Origin of the sequence: Streptomyces sp. NPDC003247, assembly GCF_042888135.1 — a bacterium.
Taxonomy (GTDB): domain Bacteria; phylum Actinomycetota; class Actinomycetes; order Streptomycetales; family Streptomycetaceae; genus Streptomyces.
Genome location: NZ_JBIAPF010000013.1, coordinates 1 through 13487 on the forward strand (window position 1 = coordinate 1; position 13487 = coordinate 13487).

General features: G+C 72.3%; 12 protein-coding genes. 2 read left to right on the plus strand and 10 right to left on the minus strand.

The genetic code is table 11. The annotated features are described in order from the left end of the window. Window positions 1-250, plus strand: a 250-nt coding sequence (locus ACFYWQ_RS34410; RefSeq protein ID WP_389522050.1) for a hypothetical protein, incomplete at its 5' end; no start/stop codon positions are given. 176 nt (window positions 251-426) lie between these two features. On the opposite strand, the gene ACFYWQ_RS34415 is transcribed toward ACFYWQ_RS34410, so the two are convergent. Further along, window positions 427-1431, minus strand: a complete 1005-nt coding sequence (locus tag ACFYWQ_RS34415; RefSeq protein ID WP_389522052.1) for a stage II sporulation protein M — start codon at window positions 1429-1431, stop codon at window positions 427-429. A gap of 126 nt (window positions 1432-1557) precedes the next feature. On the opposite strand from ACFYWQ_RS34415, the gene ACFYWQ_RS34420 reads away from it, so the two are divergent. After that, window positions 1558-2487: an RDD family protein gene (locus ACFYWQ_RS34420; RefSeq protein WP_389522054.1), complete on the plus strand. Its 930-nt coding sequence runs from the start codon at window positions 1558-1560 to the stop codon at window positions 2485-2487. An 18-nt stretch (window positions 2488-2505) separates the two neighbouring features. On the opposite strand, the gene ACFYWQ_RS34425 is transcribed toward ACFYWQ_RS34420, so the two are convergent. From ACFYWQ_RS34425 to ACFYWQ_RS34465, 9 genes are all read right to left on the minus strand, one after another. Next, window positions 2506-3120: a hypothetical protein gene (locus ACFYWQ_RS34425; RefSeq protein ID WP_389522056.1), complete on the minus strand. Its 615-nt coding sequence runs from the start codon at window positions 3118-3120 to the stop codon at window positions 2506-2508. Window positions 3121-3311: 191 nt separating this feature from the next. Further along, window positions 3312-4772: an adenosylhomocysteinase gene (gene ahcY, locus ACFYWQ_RS34430; protein ID WP_389522058.1), complete on the minus strand. Its 1461-nt coding sequence runs from the start codon at window positions 4770-4772 to the stop codon at window positions 3312-3314. Between the two features lie 369 nt (window positions 4773-5141). Continuing rightward, window positions 5142-6122, minus strand: coding sequence for a cation diffusion facilitator family transporter (locus ACFYWQ_RS34435; protein WP_389522060.1), 981 nt, complete (start codon window positions 6120-6122; stop codon window positions 5142-5144). Between the two features lie 135 nt (window positions 6123-6257). After that, window positions 6258-7409, minus strand: a complete 1152-nt coding sequence (manA, locus tag ACFYWQ_RS34440; RefSeq protein ID WP_389522062.1) for a mannose-6-phosphate isomerase, class I — start codon at window positions 7407-7409, stop codon at window positions 6258-6260. 161 nt (window positions 7410-7570) lie between these two features. After that, on the minus strand, window positions 7571-8704 hold the full coding sequence (locus ACFYWQ_RS34445) for an SIS domain-containing protein (RefSeq protein ID WP_389522064.1): 1134 nt from the start codon (window positions 8702-8704) through the stop codon (window positions 7571-7573). A gap of 70 nt (window positions 8705-8774) precedes the next feature. Continuing rightward, window positions 8775-8945 carry a Trm112 family protein gene (locus ACFYWQ_RS34450; RefSeq protein WP_078936097.1) on the minus strand — a complete coding sequence of 57 codons (171 nt, stop codon included), beginning with the start codon at window positions 8943-8945 and terminating at the stop codon, window positions 8775-8777. A gap of 594 nt (window positions 8946-9539) precedes the next feature. Next, complete coding sequence (locus ACFYWQ_RS34455) at window positions 9540-10904, minus strand: phosphomannomutase/phosphoglucomutase (protein ID WP_389522066.1); 1365 nt, start codon at window positions 10902-10904, stop codon at window positions 9540-9542. Window positions 10905-11053: 149 nt separating this feature from the next. Continuing rightward, window positions 11054-12670, minus strand: a complete 1617-nt coding sequence (locus tag ACFYWQ_RS34460) for an L-lactate permease (RefSeq protein ID WP_389522394.1) — start codon at window positions 12668-12670, stop codon at window positions 11054-11056. A 189-nt stretch (window positions 12671-12859) separates the two neighbouring features. Beyond that, the gene (locus tag ACFYWQ_RS34465) at window positions 12860-13282 is read right to left on the minus strand and encodes a DUF3499 domain-containing protein (RefSeq protein WP_389522068.1); all 423 of its coding nucleotides are present in this window, start codon (window positions 13280-13282) and stop codon (window positions 12860-12862) included. Window positions 13283-13487: the final 205 nt, after the last annotated feature.

The following is a 13487-nucleotide window of genomic DNA, read 5'->3' on the forward strand; positions in this document are numbered from 1 at the left end:
GGCGTTGATTTTTGGCACGCTGTTGAGTTCTCAAGGAACGGACGCTTCCTTTGTACTCACCCGAGAGACTCTCTCAGGCTTTCCTCCGGGCTTTTTCCCTTCGGCCTTGCGTTTCCGACTCTATCAGATCTTTTCTCGATCCGATTTCCTCGGTGCTTTCCAGGTTTCCACTCTCGCGGTTTCCTTTCCGGCGGTTCCGACTTTATCAGAAGTTCTGAGCCGGTCTGACCGGCCATTCATTTCCGATTAATCGGGGGTGGCTTCTATGGAAGAAGTGTTCCGAGAGGCCTTGTAGATTCTAACTCGTTGCCGACCGGACCCTGTCCAGTCCAGGCAACTGTTCGAATCTACCTCCCCACGCGCTCCGTGTCAACGGCTCTTGTGGGGCGAAGAGGAGACTAGCAGCTCTGCGGGGCCCGTCGCACATCACGCGGCCGTCGGCGCCGTGGCGCTGCGCTCGGCGTCGTCGAGGTCGCCCGTGTCCCCGGCGCGGACGGCCCTGGCGCCGAGGACGTAGACGTAGGCGAGGAAGGCCAGCTCGGCGGTGATGCCGATGGTGATGCGGGTCCAGGTGGGCAGGCCTGAGGGGGTGACGAAGCCTTCGGCGGCGCCCGAGACGAAGAGGACCAGGGCGAGGCCGATGGCCATGGCCACGGCGGCTCGGCCCTCCTCCGCCAGGGCCGTGCGTCGCGTGCGGGGACCGGGATCGATCAGTGTCCAGCCGAGCCGCAGGCCGGTGCCGGCGGCGACGAAGACCGCGGTGAGTTCGAGAAGGCCGTGCGGGAGGACGAGGCCTAGGAAGGTGTCGAGCCGGTCGGCCGAGGACATCAGGCCGATGCCGATGCCGAGGTTGAGCATGTTCTGGAAGAGGATCCACAGGACCGGCAGGCCGAGGAAGACGCCCAGGACCAGGCACATCGCGGCTGCCTGGGCGTTGTTCGTCCAGACCTGGGCGGCGAAGGAGGTGGCCGGGTGGCTGGAGTAGTAGGTCTCGTACCGGCCACCGGGCCGGGTGAGCTCGCGCAGCGCGGCGGGGGCGGCTATGGAGGACCGCACTTCGGGGTGCGTGGCGATCCACCACCCCAGTAGGGCGGCGACGGCGGTGGAGACGAGTGCGGTCGGGACCCACCAGTGGCGCGTCCGGTACACCGCGGCGGGGAAGCCCCGGGTGAGGAAGCGCGTGGCGTCGCGCCAGGAGGCCTGTCGGGTGCCCGTCACCGTGCTGCGCGCGCGGGCCACCAGGTGGCTGAGCCGTCCGGTGAGCTGTGGGTCGGGAGCGCTGGACCGGATCAGCGAGAGGTGGGTGGCCGTGCGCTGGTAGAGGGTGACGAGTTCGTCGGCCTCGCTGCCGGTGAGGCGGCGCCGGCGCAGGAGGGCGTCGAGGCGGTCCCATTCGGCTCGGTGCGCGGAGACGAAGACGTCGAGGTCCATCGGTGTCCCTGCTCCTCGGCTTCGTGGGCGGCCGGTCGTGTACGTCGGCTTGTCGTACTGCGGTGCGGTGGGTTCTCAGCTTGGCAGACTGGCCGTCGTCGGGGCGGGTCGGGAAGGGCGGCGGGCGTGAGTGAGCTGGTGACGGGCGAGGCGGTGGCGCTGGAACTGGAGCCTGCCAGGCTGCCCAGCAGGTCTTTGGCCGCGTTGCTTGATCTGACCGTGGCCGTGGTGGGCTACGTCGTCGTGAGCATCGCCCTGGTGGCGGCTACGGCGTCCCTGGACGAGGCCGCGCGGACGGCGGTGTCGATCGCCGCGTTCCTGCTGGTGCTGGTGGGTGGGCCGGTCGCGGTGGAGACGCTCACTCGGGGGCGGTCCTTGGGAAAGCTGGCGTGCGGGTTGCGGGTGGTGAGGGACGACGGCGGGCCGATCCGGTTCCGGCACGCGCTGGTGCGGGGCGCGCTCGGGGTGGTGGAGATCCTGCTGACGGCGGGGGTGGTGGCCTGTGTCGCCTCGCTGGTGTCGGCGCGCGGGCGGCGGCTCGGGGACGTGTTCGCCGGGACGCTGGTGGTGCGGGAGCGGGTGCCGGCGGCGCGGACCGGGGTCCTGCCTCCTCCGCCGCCGTGGCTGGCCGGGAGGTTCGCCGGGCTCGATCTGTCGGCGGTGCCGGACGGTCTGTGGCTGGCGGTACGGCAGTACCTGGGGCGCGTGGAGCAGTTGGATGCGCAGGTGGGCCGGTCGATGGCGGAGCGGCTGGCCGCGGATCTCTCGGCGCGTACGGGGGTGCCGGTTCCCCAGGGGGTGCCGTCGGCCGCGTATCTGGCGGCTGTTCTGCAGGAGCGGCAGGTGCGGGAGGCGCGGCGGGTGTACGAGTCCGGGGGCGGGAGGGGTGGGAGGGGTGGGAGTGGGGGTGGTGCCGGGCCCGGTGTGGTGCCGTCCGTACCTGAGGGTGGTGGCCGGGTGGCGCCGGAGGCGGGGGTGGGGGGCGGGTCGGCGTCGGCCGGGGAGGGGGTGCCGTCGGTGGAGCGTCCGGCGACCGGGTTCGTGCCGCCCGCGTAGGTGCCTTCCCGGTGGGGTTCAGGGGAAGGTCGACGGGGGTGAGGCGAGGTCTTCCAGCTCGACTCCGGGTGCCGCGAGGACCACGTCCCCGGCGATGTGGACGGTGTGCTGTTCCCCGGTGTCCAGGGCTGTGACCTGGTATTCGTCGACGATCAGGGGGCCGTTGTCAGTGGCGTGTGCTTCTCTGTCGACCAAGGCCCAGGACTGGTCCACGGTGCGCGGGGCGAGGACCGGGTCCGTGAAGGCGACGAGACGGACGCGGGTTGCGGAGGGGGGAAGGGTGAGACGCAGGAGTCGGGCGGTGGCGACGAGGAAGGCGGGGGAGGTGCCGGTGAAGGCGTGGGCCTGGACGTTGCCTTCCGTGGCGTGGGTGCCGGTGGGGTCGGTGCGGACCCAGGTGACGCCGTCGAGGGCCGCGCCGCGTACCTGCCAGCCGCCCGCGTGGAGTTCGAGTCGGAGAGGGCGGCCCAGGTCGTCGAGGGTGAGGTCGACGGAGCCGCTGTGATCGCCGGTGGGGGTGGTCAGCCGGGAGACGTAGCGCCAGCCGGAGGGACCGGGGGCGCACTGGAAGTGCTCATGGGCGAGGGGGGTGTGATCGTGCGGGTCGTGGAGCGCATAGCGGCCGCGGGGCATCGGGGTCCTGGGGGGTGACGGGCTGGTCCGGGCACCTCGCCGAGGTGGCCGGCACGGGACGGCCGGTGCGGCCGGAGACCGAAGGGGCAGGCCCCCGACACGGGGGTGCGGGGGCCTGCCTCGGAGGATCTGTCCGGTGCCGGGGGGCGCGTCGGTGCTCGGCTGCGCTCCCCGGCGGTGGGGCTGCGGACTCAGTAGCGGTAGTGGTCCGGCTTGAAGGGGCCCTCGACGTCGACGCCGATGTAGGCGGCCTGCTCCGGGCGGAGCGTGGTGAGCTTGACGCCCAGCGCGTCCAGGTGGAGGCGGGCGACCTTCTCGTCGAGGTGCTTGGGCAGGGTGTAGACGCCGGTCGGGTACTCGTTCGGCTTGGTGAACAGCTCGATCTGGGCCAGGGTCTGGTCCGCGAAGGAGTTGGACATCACGAAGGACGGGTGGCCGGTGGCGTTGCCCAGGTTCAGCAGGCGGCCCTCGGACAGGACGATGATCACCTTGCCGTCGGGGAAGGTCCAGGTGTGGACCTGCGGCTTGACCTCGTCCTTGACGATGCCGGGGACCTTGGCGAGGCCGGCCATGTCGATCTCGTTGTCGAAGTGGCCGATGTTGCCGACGATGGCCTGGTGCTTCATCTTGGCCATGTCCGAGGCCATGATGATGTCCTTGTTGCCGGTCGTGGTGATGAAGATGTCGGCCTTGTCGACGACCTCGTCGAGGGTCGTGACCTGGTAGCCGTCCATCGCGGCCTGGAGGGCGCAGATGGGGTCGATCTCGGTGACGATGACGCGGGCGCCCTGGCCGCGCAGGGACTCGGCGCAGCCCTTGCCGACGTCGCCGTAGCCGCAGACGACGGCGGTCTTGCCGCCGATGAGGACGTCGGTGGCGCGGTTGATGCCGTCGATGAGGGAGTGGCGGCAGCCGTACTTGTTGTCGAACTTCGACTTGGTGACGGCGTCGTTGACGTTGATCGCCGGGAAGAGGAGGACGCCGTCGCGCTGCATCTCGTACAGGCGGTGGACGCCGGTGGTGGTCTCCTCGGTGACGCCGCGGATCTCCGAGGCGAGCTGGGTCCACTTCTGGGAGCCCTCGGTGATGGTGCGGTGGAGGAGTTCGAGGATGACCCGGTGCTCCTCGTTCTCGGCGGTGTCGACGGCGGGGACCTTGCCGCCGGCCTTCTCGTACTCGACGCCCTTGTGGACGAGGAGGGTGGCGTCACCGCCGTCGTCGAGGATCATGTTGGGGCCGCCGGTGGGGCTGTCCGGCCAGGTGAGGGCCTGCTCGGTGCACCACCAGTACTCCTCCAGGGTTTCGCCCTTCCAGGCGAAGACCGGGACGCCCTGGGGGTTGTCCGCGGTGCCGTTCGGGCCGACGGCGATGGCGGCGGCCGCGTGGTCCTGGGTGGAGAAAATGTTGCAGGAGGCCCAGCGGACCTGGGCGCCGAGGGCGACGAGGGTCTCGATGAGGACGGCGGTCTGCACGGTCATGTGCAGGGAGCCGGTGACGCGGGCGCCGGCGAGGGGCTGGGTGGTGGCGTACTCCTTGCGGATCGCCATGAGGCCCGGCATCTCGTGCTCGGCGAGGGTGATCTCCTTGCGGCCGAACTCGGCCAGGGAGAGGTCGGCGACCTTGAAGTCCTGTCGGTTGTCGACAGTCGTCATGGTGAGCTGCTCCTCGGGGTTGGGGCGAGGTGTGGGTACGGCCGGTCTGCGCGGCGGCGGACACAGGGGTGTCCTGCGGGGACAAGGGTGTGCCCGCAGTGTGCGCGGCGCAGTCCGTCGGAGGCCCTCTCTCCCTCGGCCGGTCCGTCGTGGACCGCCCGACCGCCATCAGCAGCGACGTCTGGCTCCCTTCCAAGCTACACGGTGACCCGGTGAGGCCCCAGTCCGCCTCCGGCGGATCACCTCGGTCGCGGTGGGTGTGCGGGGGCGGGAAACGCGGCGGGGCCCGCCGTGGTCGGCGGGCCCCGCCGGGTGGCTGGGCGGTCGGTGGCTGGGCGGTCGGTGGCCGTCCGGTCGGTGGCCGTCCGGTCAGTGGTCGGCCGGGGAGTGGCTGGGGCCGCCCGGGGTCGCTTCGGGGTCGGCGCCCTTGGCGGCCTCGGTCTCGCTGTAGATGTCGGGCTCGAGGTAGATGACGCGGGCGATGGGGACGGCCTCGCGGATGCGGGTCTCGGCGGCGTCGATGGCGGTGGCCACTTCGGTGGCGGTGTCGTCGTGCCGGACGGCGATCTTGGCGGCGACGAGGAGCTCCTCGGGGCCGAGGTGGAGGGTGCGCATGTGGATGACGCGGGTGACGGTGTCGCCGTCGACGATGGCGGTCTCGATCTTGCGGACGTCCTCGACGCCGGCGGACTCGCCGAGGAGGAGGGACTTGGTCTCGGCGGCGAGGACGAGGGCGATGACCACGAGCAGCACGCCGATGCAGACCGTGCCGATGCCGTCCCAGACGCTGTCGCCGGTGGCGAGGGTGAGGCCGACGCCGAGCAGGGCGAGGATCAGGCCGACGAGGGCGCCGAGGTCCTCCAGGAGGACGACGGGGAGTTCGGGGGCCTTGGCGCGGCGTACGAACTCCTTCCAGGAGAGGTCTCCGCGCAGCGGGTCGGACTCCTTGATGGCCGTCCGGAAGGAGAACGACTCGGCGATGATCGCGAAGATCAGGACGCCGACGGGCCAGTACCAGTGCTCCAGCTCGTGCGGGTGGTTGATCTTCTCGTAGCCCTCGTAGATGGCGAACATGCCGCCGACGGAGAAGAGGACGATGGAGACGAGGAAGGCGTAGATGTAGCGTTCGCGGCCGTAGCCGAAGGGGTGTTGGGGCGTGGCCTCGCGCTGGGCCTTCTTGCCGCCGACCAGGAGGAGGGCCTGGTTGCCGGAGTCGGCGAGCGAGTGGACGCCCTCGGCGAGCATCGACGACGAGCCGCTGAAGGCGAACGCCACGAACTTCGATGCCGCGATCGCGAGGTTGGCGGCGAGTGCCGCCACGATCGCCTTGGTACCGCCTGACGCGCTCATGTGTTCGCGTGGTCCCTTCGTCCTCGGGTGGTCCTGGGGCGCTCGTGCCGTCGTCGGCTTTGCCCGTCCTTTGCGGTGCGCCATTGTTGCAGCCCGGTCCGTGAGGCGTGTGCCCGGTGGGCCGGGCGGGATGCGTCAGGCGACGACGGTCGCGCGGAAGACCGTGCCGGGTCCGGACACTTCGGCTTTTTCGCCCGCGGGGACGAAGGCGGAGTGGCCGGGGGTCAGGTCGTGGCCGCCCGCGCGGACGGTACCGGCGGTGCACAGGAGGATCTGCGGGGTCGCGAGGGTGAGGTCGTGGGGGGCGGTGCCCTCGGGGAGGACGTACCGGGAGAGGCGGAACTCGTCGATGGGGGTGTCGTAGACCTCTTCGCCGTCCGGGCCGGCCTCGGGGCGCAGGACGCGGGGGTCGCCGGGCTCGAAGCGGACGACGCGCAGGAGTTCGGGGACGTCGACGTGTTTGGGGGTCAGGCCGCAGCGCAGGACGTTGTCGGAGTTGGCCATGATCTCGACGCCGAGGCCGCTGAGGTAGGCGTGCGGGACGCCGGCGCCGAGGTAGAGGGCTTCGCCGGGCTGGAGGCGGACGTGGTTGAGGAGCATGGCGGCGATGACGCCGGGGTCGCCGGGGTGGTGGTGGGCGATGCCGGCGTAGGGGGCATGGTCGCCGCCGAGGCGGTCGCAGGCGGCCGCGGCGGCGGTGACGGTGCGGGTCATCTCGTCGGGGTCGGAGGTGAGGATCGCGGTGAGGACCTCGCGCAGGGCCGCCTCTTGGGGACGGGCGCGCAGGAGGTCGACGTACGGCTTGAGGGAGTCGACGCCGAGGCCGTCGAGGAGGTCGGCGGCGTGGGTGGGGGCGCGGAAGCCGCAGAGGCCGTCGAACTCGGTGAGGGCGCAGATGAGTTCGGGTTTGTGGTTGGCGTCCTTGTAGTTGCGCTGGGGGGCGTCCACGGGGACGCCCCGGCGTTCCTCGTCCTCGTAGCCCGCGCGGGCCTGGGCGAGGTCGGGGTGGACCTGGAGGGAGAGGGGGGCGCTGGCGGCGAGGATCTTGAGGAGGAAGGGGAGGCGGGGGCCGAACCGGGTGACGGCTGCCGTGCCGAGTTCGGCGCGCGGGTCGGCCTCGATGACGTCGAGGAGGGTGCCCCGGTCGGTGCGGGAGGGTGCGCCCGGGTGGGCGCCCATCCACATCTCGGCCTGTGGTTCGCCGGTGGGTTCGACGCCGAGGAGGTGCGGGATGGCGGTGGGGGAACCCCAGGCGTAGGGGCGGACGGTGTTGTCGAGGCGGTACATGCGGTGTCTCTGCCTGCCTGTCTGTCGGTCTGCCGCGGCTGCCGCGCGGGTGGCTGCCGCGGTCGGCTGTGACGGTCCGTCTGTCGCGTGGGCCGGCGCGTCGTGCTCGTTCGGGCGGCCCGCGACGGCGGTCGCCCGTGTGCGGTCTGTCGGTCGCCAGATCAGGCGCCCGAGGCGAGCGCCAGGTAAACGGCGGCGAAATCCGTGATGGCGATCAGTTCGGCCAGGGTGACGAGTTCGTCGCCGGGCTCCGGTTCGAGTTCGCTGATCGGCGTGTCGTGGCTGAGGGCGAGGTCGCGGGCGGCGGGAGCGGCGGTGAGTCCGCCGATCGGGCGGTCGCGCAGCAGCACCACGCGCGCGTGCAGGGCGGGCGGTTCCTCGACGCGGTCGCGGAAGAAGTCGTCCGGGTCGGCGCTGGCGGCGAGGGCGCCGGCGAGCAGGGTGCTGTGGGAGGCGAGGGCCTCGGGGAGTTCGGCGACGATGGCGGGGTGGCCGGAGAGTTCGGCGAGCGCGGCGGCGAAGCGGCGGCCGGCGGGGCCGGCGGAGTCGCCCTCGGTCCAGATGACGGGGAGGGCGTCGGCGAGTTCGGCGGCCAGCGTCTTGGCGGGGTTGCTGTAGGTCGCGATGGCGGGGCCGCAGCGTTCGGCGATGTGGTCGAGGCGGTCGGCGACCTGCTCCAGGGCGTCCGGCGGGGCGGAGAGCAGGGCGATCCGGTCGAGGAGCGCGAGGAGCGGGGTGAGCAGGGCCCACAGGACGCCGGGGGCGGACGCGGCGACGGGGGGCTGCTCGTCCTGTTCGTACGGTGCGGTCGCCAGCGGTACGAACAGGCCGTGGGCGCCTGCCACGGCCTCGGTGAGCGGGGAGCGGGCGGGCGCGACGGCGGCGACGGTGCAGCCGCGCCGGTAGGCCTGCTCGGCGAGGAGGGAGAGGCCGGGTTCGCTGCCGTCGGGGGTGGCGATGAGGAGGAGGTCGACGGAGCCGACCCAGCCGGGGAGTTCCCAGCGCAGGGCGCCCGCGGCGGGGGCCACGCCGGTGGGGGCGAGGCGGGTGACCGGGCAGGAGGCGCCGGCGAGGGTGCCGAGGAGGTCGGCGACGCAGGTGGCGGCCGCTCCGGGGCCGGCGATGAGGATCGCGCGCGGGCGGCCGTCCGGTTCGAGCTGGGGGACGCCGGCCTCGATGGCGTGCCGGGCGGCGGTGCGGACACGGGCGCCGGCCTCGGCGGCTCCGCGCAGGAGGGCCCGGTGGTCTGCCTCGGCCAGGGCCTCCGGCGTGTCGAGCAGCGATTCGTCGAGCATGGCGTCAGTTCTCCGATCGCCGGGTCGTCGTCGGTGTGCGGGCGCCGGGGGGCGTGGGGGGTGGCCGCCGTTACGCGGGGCGGCGGGCCTCGTCGACGAGGAGGACGGGGATGCCGTCGCGGACGGGATACGCCAGGCCGCAGTCCTGTCCGGTGCAGATCAGCTCGGTGTCCTGCTCCTCGAGGGGGGCGTGGCAGGCCGGGCAGGCGAGGATCTCCAGGAGGCCGGCTTCGAGCGGCATGGGGTGTCCTTCCGGGTGGGTCGGTGCCGTGGTGGCGGGTGTGGGAGGTGCGGATGTGCCTGGTCAGCGTACCGCTGGTGGGGGTGGGGTGTCGGGGTGGTCGCGGAGGGTTTCGCTCCTGGCTCCGTTGCCCGTTCTGGCGCGTGACACGCCCGTCGCGTGATGTGTGACACGCCTTGTCGCAGGCCGCGTGACGCGCCGTGTCGCAGGCCGGGTGACGCGGTGCGTCGCAGGCCGGGTGACGCGGCGCGTCGCGTGCCGGGTGACACGCCCTGTGCAGGCCTCCGGCCGCTGTGGTGGGGTTCCGGCCGCTTCGGCGCCCGTGAGCCCGTGAGCCTGCGGCCGACTCGGCGCCCAACGTCCGCCCCGCCCAGTGACCGGCGACAGGCGACCGGCGACAGGTGGCCGGTGGCCGGTGGCCACGATCTCGACCACCGCGCGCTCCGGCTGCCTCAGCGCCCGGCGTCCGCAGCCGGCTCGGCGCCCGTGACCAGTGACGGACGACCGACGACCGGCGACGGACGACCGGCGACCAGCGACGGGCGACCGGCGACCAGCGACGGGCGACCGCGTCGGCCGCGTGCTCCCGCTGCCTCAGCCCCGGATGATCCCCAGCACCTCGTCCCGGATCTTCCTCATCGTCGCCTCGTCGCGGGCCTCCGCGTTCAGGCGGAGGAGGGGCTCGGTGTTGGAGGGGCGGACGTTGAACCACCACTGCCCGGAGGAGACGGTGAGGCCGTCGAGTTCGTCGAGGGTGACGTCGTCGCGGGTGCCGTAGGCGGCCTTGATCGCGGCGATGCTGGCGGCCTGGTCGGCGACGGTGGAGTTGATCTCGCCGGAGCCCGCGTAGCGGTCGTACTGGGCGACCAGGGAGGACAGGGGGGCGTCCTGGCCGCCGAGGGCCGCGAGGACGTGGAGGGCGGCCAGCATGCCGGTGTCGGCGTTCCAGAAGTCCTTGAAGTAGTAGTGGGCGGAGTGTTCGCCGCCGAAGATCGCGCCGGTGCGGGCCATCTCGGCCTTGATGAAGGAGTGGCCGACGCGGGTGCGGACGGGGGTGCCGCCGTTCTCCTCGACCACTTCGGGGACGGTCCAGGAGGTGATCAGGTTGTGGATGACCGTGCCCCGGCCGCCGTGGCGGGCGAGTTCGCGGGCGGCGACGAGGGCGGTGATCGCGGACGGGGAGACGGGCTCGCCCTGTTCGTCGACGACGAAGCAGCGGTCGGCGTCGCCGTCGAAGGCGAGGCCGAGGTCGGCCCCCTCCTCGCGGACCCGCTTCCGCAGGTCGACGAGGTTGGCCGGGTCGAGGGGGTTGGCCTCGTGGTTGGGGAAGGTGCCGTCGAGTTCGAAGTAGAGGGGGACCAGCGTCAGGGGCAGGCCGGCGAAGACGGTGGGGACGGTGTGGCCGCCCATGCCGTTGCCCGCGTCGACGACGACCTTCAGGGGGCGGACGGCGGTGAGGTCGACGAGGGAGCGCAGGTGCGCCGCGTAGTCGTCCAACGTCTCGGCCCGGGTGACGGTTCCCGGGGTCGGGGCCGCTTCGGGTGCGCCCGACCGCGTCCACTCCTCGACCAGGTCGCGGATCTCCGCCAGGCCCGTGTCCTGGCCGACCGGGGCGGCGCCCGCGCGGCACAGCTTGATGCCGTTGTACTGGGCGGGGTTGTGGGAGGCGGTGAACATGGCGCCCGGGAGGTTCAGCGCGCCGGAGGCGTAGTACAGCTGGTCCGTGGAGCACAGGCCGATCTCGGTGACGTCGACGCCGCGGGCCGCCGCGCCGCGGGCGAAGGCTCGGGTCAGGCCGGGCGACGAGGGGCGCATGTCGTGGCCGACGACGATGGCCCCGGCGCCGGTCACGCGGGCGAAGGCCGCCCCGAACAGCTCGGCCAGGGACTCGTCCCACTGGTCCGGGACCAGCCCGCGTACGTCGTACGCCTTCACGATCTGCGACAGATCAGCAGCCACGGCCAAACCTTCCTGAAAGTCCTGTGAGTCACCACAAACTACCCGGAGCGACCGACAGCCCGCTGTGGGTCGGCCGTGTCCGACCCACAGACGTAACGAGGACGGCCCCCTGGTGGCGGAGCGGACCTCCGTCGCAGGTCACGGCGGGCCTACGGAAGCATCCAGTCCAGTACGGGCGAGCTCTGGCCGACGACGACGAGGCACATCACCAGCAGCAGGCCGAGGCTCCAGGGCAGCACCTTGCGCAGCAGGTCGCCCTCGCGGCCGGCGAGGCCGACGGCGGCGCAGGCGATGGTGAGGTTCTGCGGGGAGATCATCTTGCCGAGCACCCCGCCGGAGCTGTTGGCGGCGGCCAGGAGTTCGGGTGAGAGGCCCGACTCTCGGGCGGCGGTGACCTGGAGGGCGCCGAAGAGCGCGTTGGCGGAGGTGTCGGAGCCGGAGACGGCGACGCCGAACCAGCCGAGGACGGGTGACAGGAAGGCGAGTCCGGCGCCGGCCGCCGCCACGAAGTGCCCGATCGTCGCGGCCTGTCCGGACAGGTTCATGACGTAGGCGAGGGCCAGGACGGACGTCACGGTGAGGATCGCGAACCGCAGTTCGTGCACGGTCGCGGCCCACTCCTTGGCCGCCACGCGCGCGTGGACGCCGAGAACGGCCGCCGTGCCGATGCCGGCGAGCAGCACGAGCGTGCCGCCCGTGGAGACGACCGGCCAGGTGAAGAGGTTGGCGCCGACGGGCCGGCCGTCGGGGTCCACGACGTCGAGGAACGGCCAGTCGTACGTCCGCGTCGCCCGGGCGAGCCGGTCCTTGACGGCCGGGATCTGCGCGACGGAGAAGATCGTGACGATGAGCGCGTAGGGGGCGTAGGCGCGGACGACCTCCCGGCGGGGGTCGCGCTCGTCCAGCTCCTCGCTGCGCGTCCCCGTCAGCACGGACGCGCGGACCGCCTCGGGTGCGGGCACGCGCGCGTGCGGTACGGCGACCAGGGCGCCCGCGCCCGCGAGGGCGGCGCCGATGTCGGCGAGCTGGGCGGAGACGTAGTTGGAGGCGGCGAACTGGGCGACGGCGAAGGCGGTGCCGCACACGAGGGCGGGCAGCCATGTCTCGCGCAGGCCGCGCCGGCCGTCGACCAGGCCGACCAGGAGGAGCGGCACGACGAGGGCGAGCAGGGGTGTCTGACGGCCCACCACCGAGGCGACGGTGTCCAGGGGCAGGCCGGTGACCTGGGCCAGGGTCACCACCGGGGTGCCCATGGCGCCGAAGGCGACGGGCGCGGTGTTGGCGACGAGGGAGACCACGGCCGCGCGGACCGGGTCGAACCCGAGGGCGACGAGCATGACCGAGCAGATGGCGACCGGCGCGCCGAATCCGGCGAGCGCCTCCAGCAGGGCGCCGAAGCAGAAGGCGACGACCAGGGCCTGGATGCGCGGGTCGTCGGAGAGCCTGCCGAACGAGCGGCGCAGGACGTCGAAGTGCCGGGTGCGGACGGTCATCCGGTAGACCCACAGGGCGTTGACGACGATCCACAGGATGGGGAAGAGGCCGAACGCGGCTCCCTGGGCGGCGCTGGAGAGCGTCTGGCCGACCGGCATGCCGTAGGTGAGGCAGGCGACCAGAACGGCCGTCAGAAGGCCTGCCGGACCGGCCAGATGGGCCTTCATGCGGACGCCGCCGAGCAGGATCAGGACGAGGACGAGGGGCAGGGCGGCCACAAGGGCGGACAGGCCGAGCGAGCCGGCGACGGGTTGCAGTTCCTGGACGTACACGGGAGCCCCCGATTCCGTCATGCGGAAAGCGACTTCTCGCTCTGCGTCTGAACGGAATGGTGGCGTCCGCGCCGACGGCGCGTCAATGGGTGTGCGCCAGCCGGTGCGGCGGCCGTCAGTTGTCCAGGGACGGCAGCACGCGCAGACGGCCGTCAGCTGTCCAGGGACGGCAGCACGCGCAGACGGCCGTCAGCTGTCCGGGGAGCGCAGCACGCGCAGATGGCCGCGGCGGGCGACCTCCATCGGGTCCGCCCCGCGGCCCCCGCCGCCGGCCCCGGCGGCGCGCTCCTGCGGGCGGGCCGCCTCGCGGACGGCGTTGGCAAGCGCTTCCAGATCGTCGCCGCTGGGGCGCGCGGGAGCCGAACCGTCGAGGAGCCGGACGACCTCCCAGCCGCGCGGCGCGGTGAGTCGCTCGGAGTGCTCGGCGCACAGGTCGTAGCAGTGCGGTTCGGCATAGGTCGCGAGCGGGCCGAGGACCGCGGTCGAATCGGCGTAGACGTACGTCAGCGTCGCGACGGCGGGTCGGCCGCAGGCGGTGCGCGAACAGCGACGTACAGGGCTCACGACGTTGGACGGTACCGCACTCTTGAGCGGGCCGCGACGACTCTCCACCAGGTCACTCCACCGTGTCGTGTTGTGAAACGCCCCACAGGCCACTCCAGTCATACCCCGCTGACCTGCGCGAACGCCAGTCCTCACGGCAAGGAAGGTCGTCCGGTTGAGTCGCTGCCCGGTACAAACACCATCAATTGCCACGAGTTCGCCAGTCCCGGAGAGATACGGAATCGAGCCCGACCTTGGCCGGAATGGTCATGCC

Excerpts from the sequence above, each read along its gene's own strand:
- ACFYWQ_RS34415 (WP_389522052.1), bottom strand. The coding sequence starts at position 1,431 with ATGGACCTCGACGTCTTCGTCTCCGCGCACCGAGCCGAATGGGACCGC.
- ACFYWQ_RS34425 (WP_389522056.1), bottom strand. The coding sequence starts at position 3,120 with ATGCCCCGCGGCCGCTATGCGCTCCACGACCCGCACGATCACACCCCC.
- ahcY (WP_389522058.1), bottom strand. The coding sequence starts at position 4,772 with ATGACGACTGTCGACAACCGACAGGACTTCAAGGTCGCCGACCTCTCC.
- ACFYWQ_RS34435 (WP_389522060.1), bottom strand. The coding sequence starts at position 6,122 with ATGAGCGCGTCAGGCGGTACCAAGGCGATCGTGGCGGCACTCGCCGCC.
- manA (WP_389522062.1), bottom strand. The coding sequence starts at position 7,409 with ATGTACCGCCTCGACAACACCGTCCGCCCCTACGCCTGGGGTTCCCCC.
- ACFYWQ_RS34445 (WP_389522064.1), bottom strand. The coding sequence starts at position 8,704 with ATGCTCGACGAATCGCTGCTCGACACGCCGGAGGCCCTGGCCGAGGCA.
- ACFYWQ_RS34450 (WP_078936097.1), bottom strand. The coding sequence starts at position 8,945 with ATGCCGCTCGAAGCCGGCCTCCTGGAGATCCTCGCCTGCCCGGCCTGC.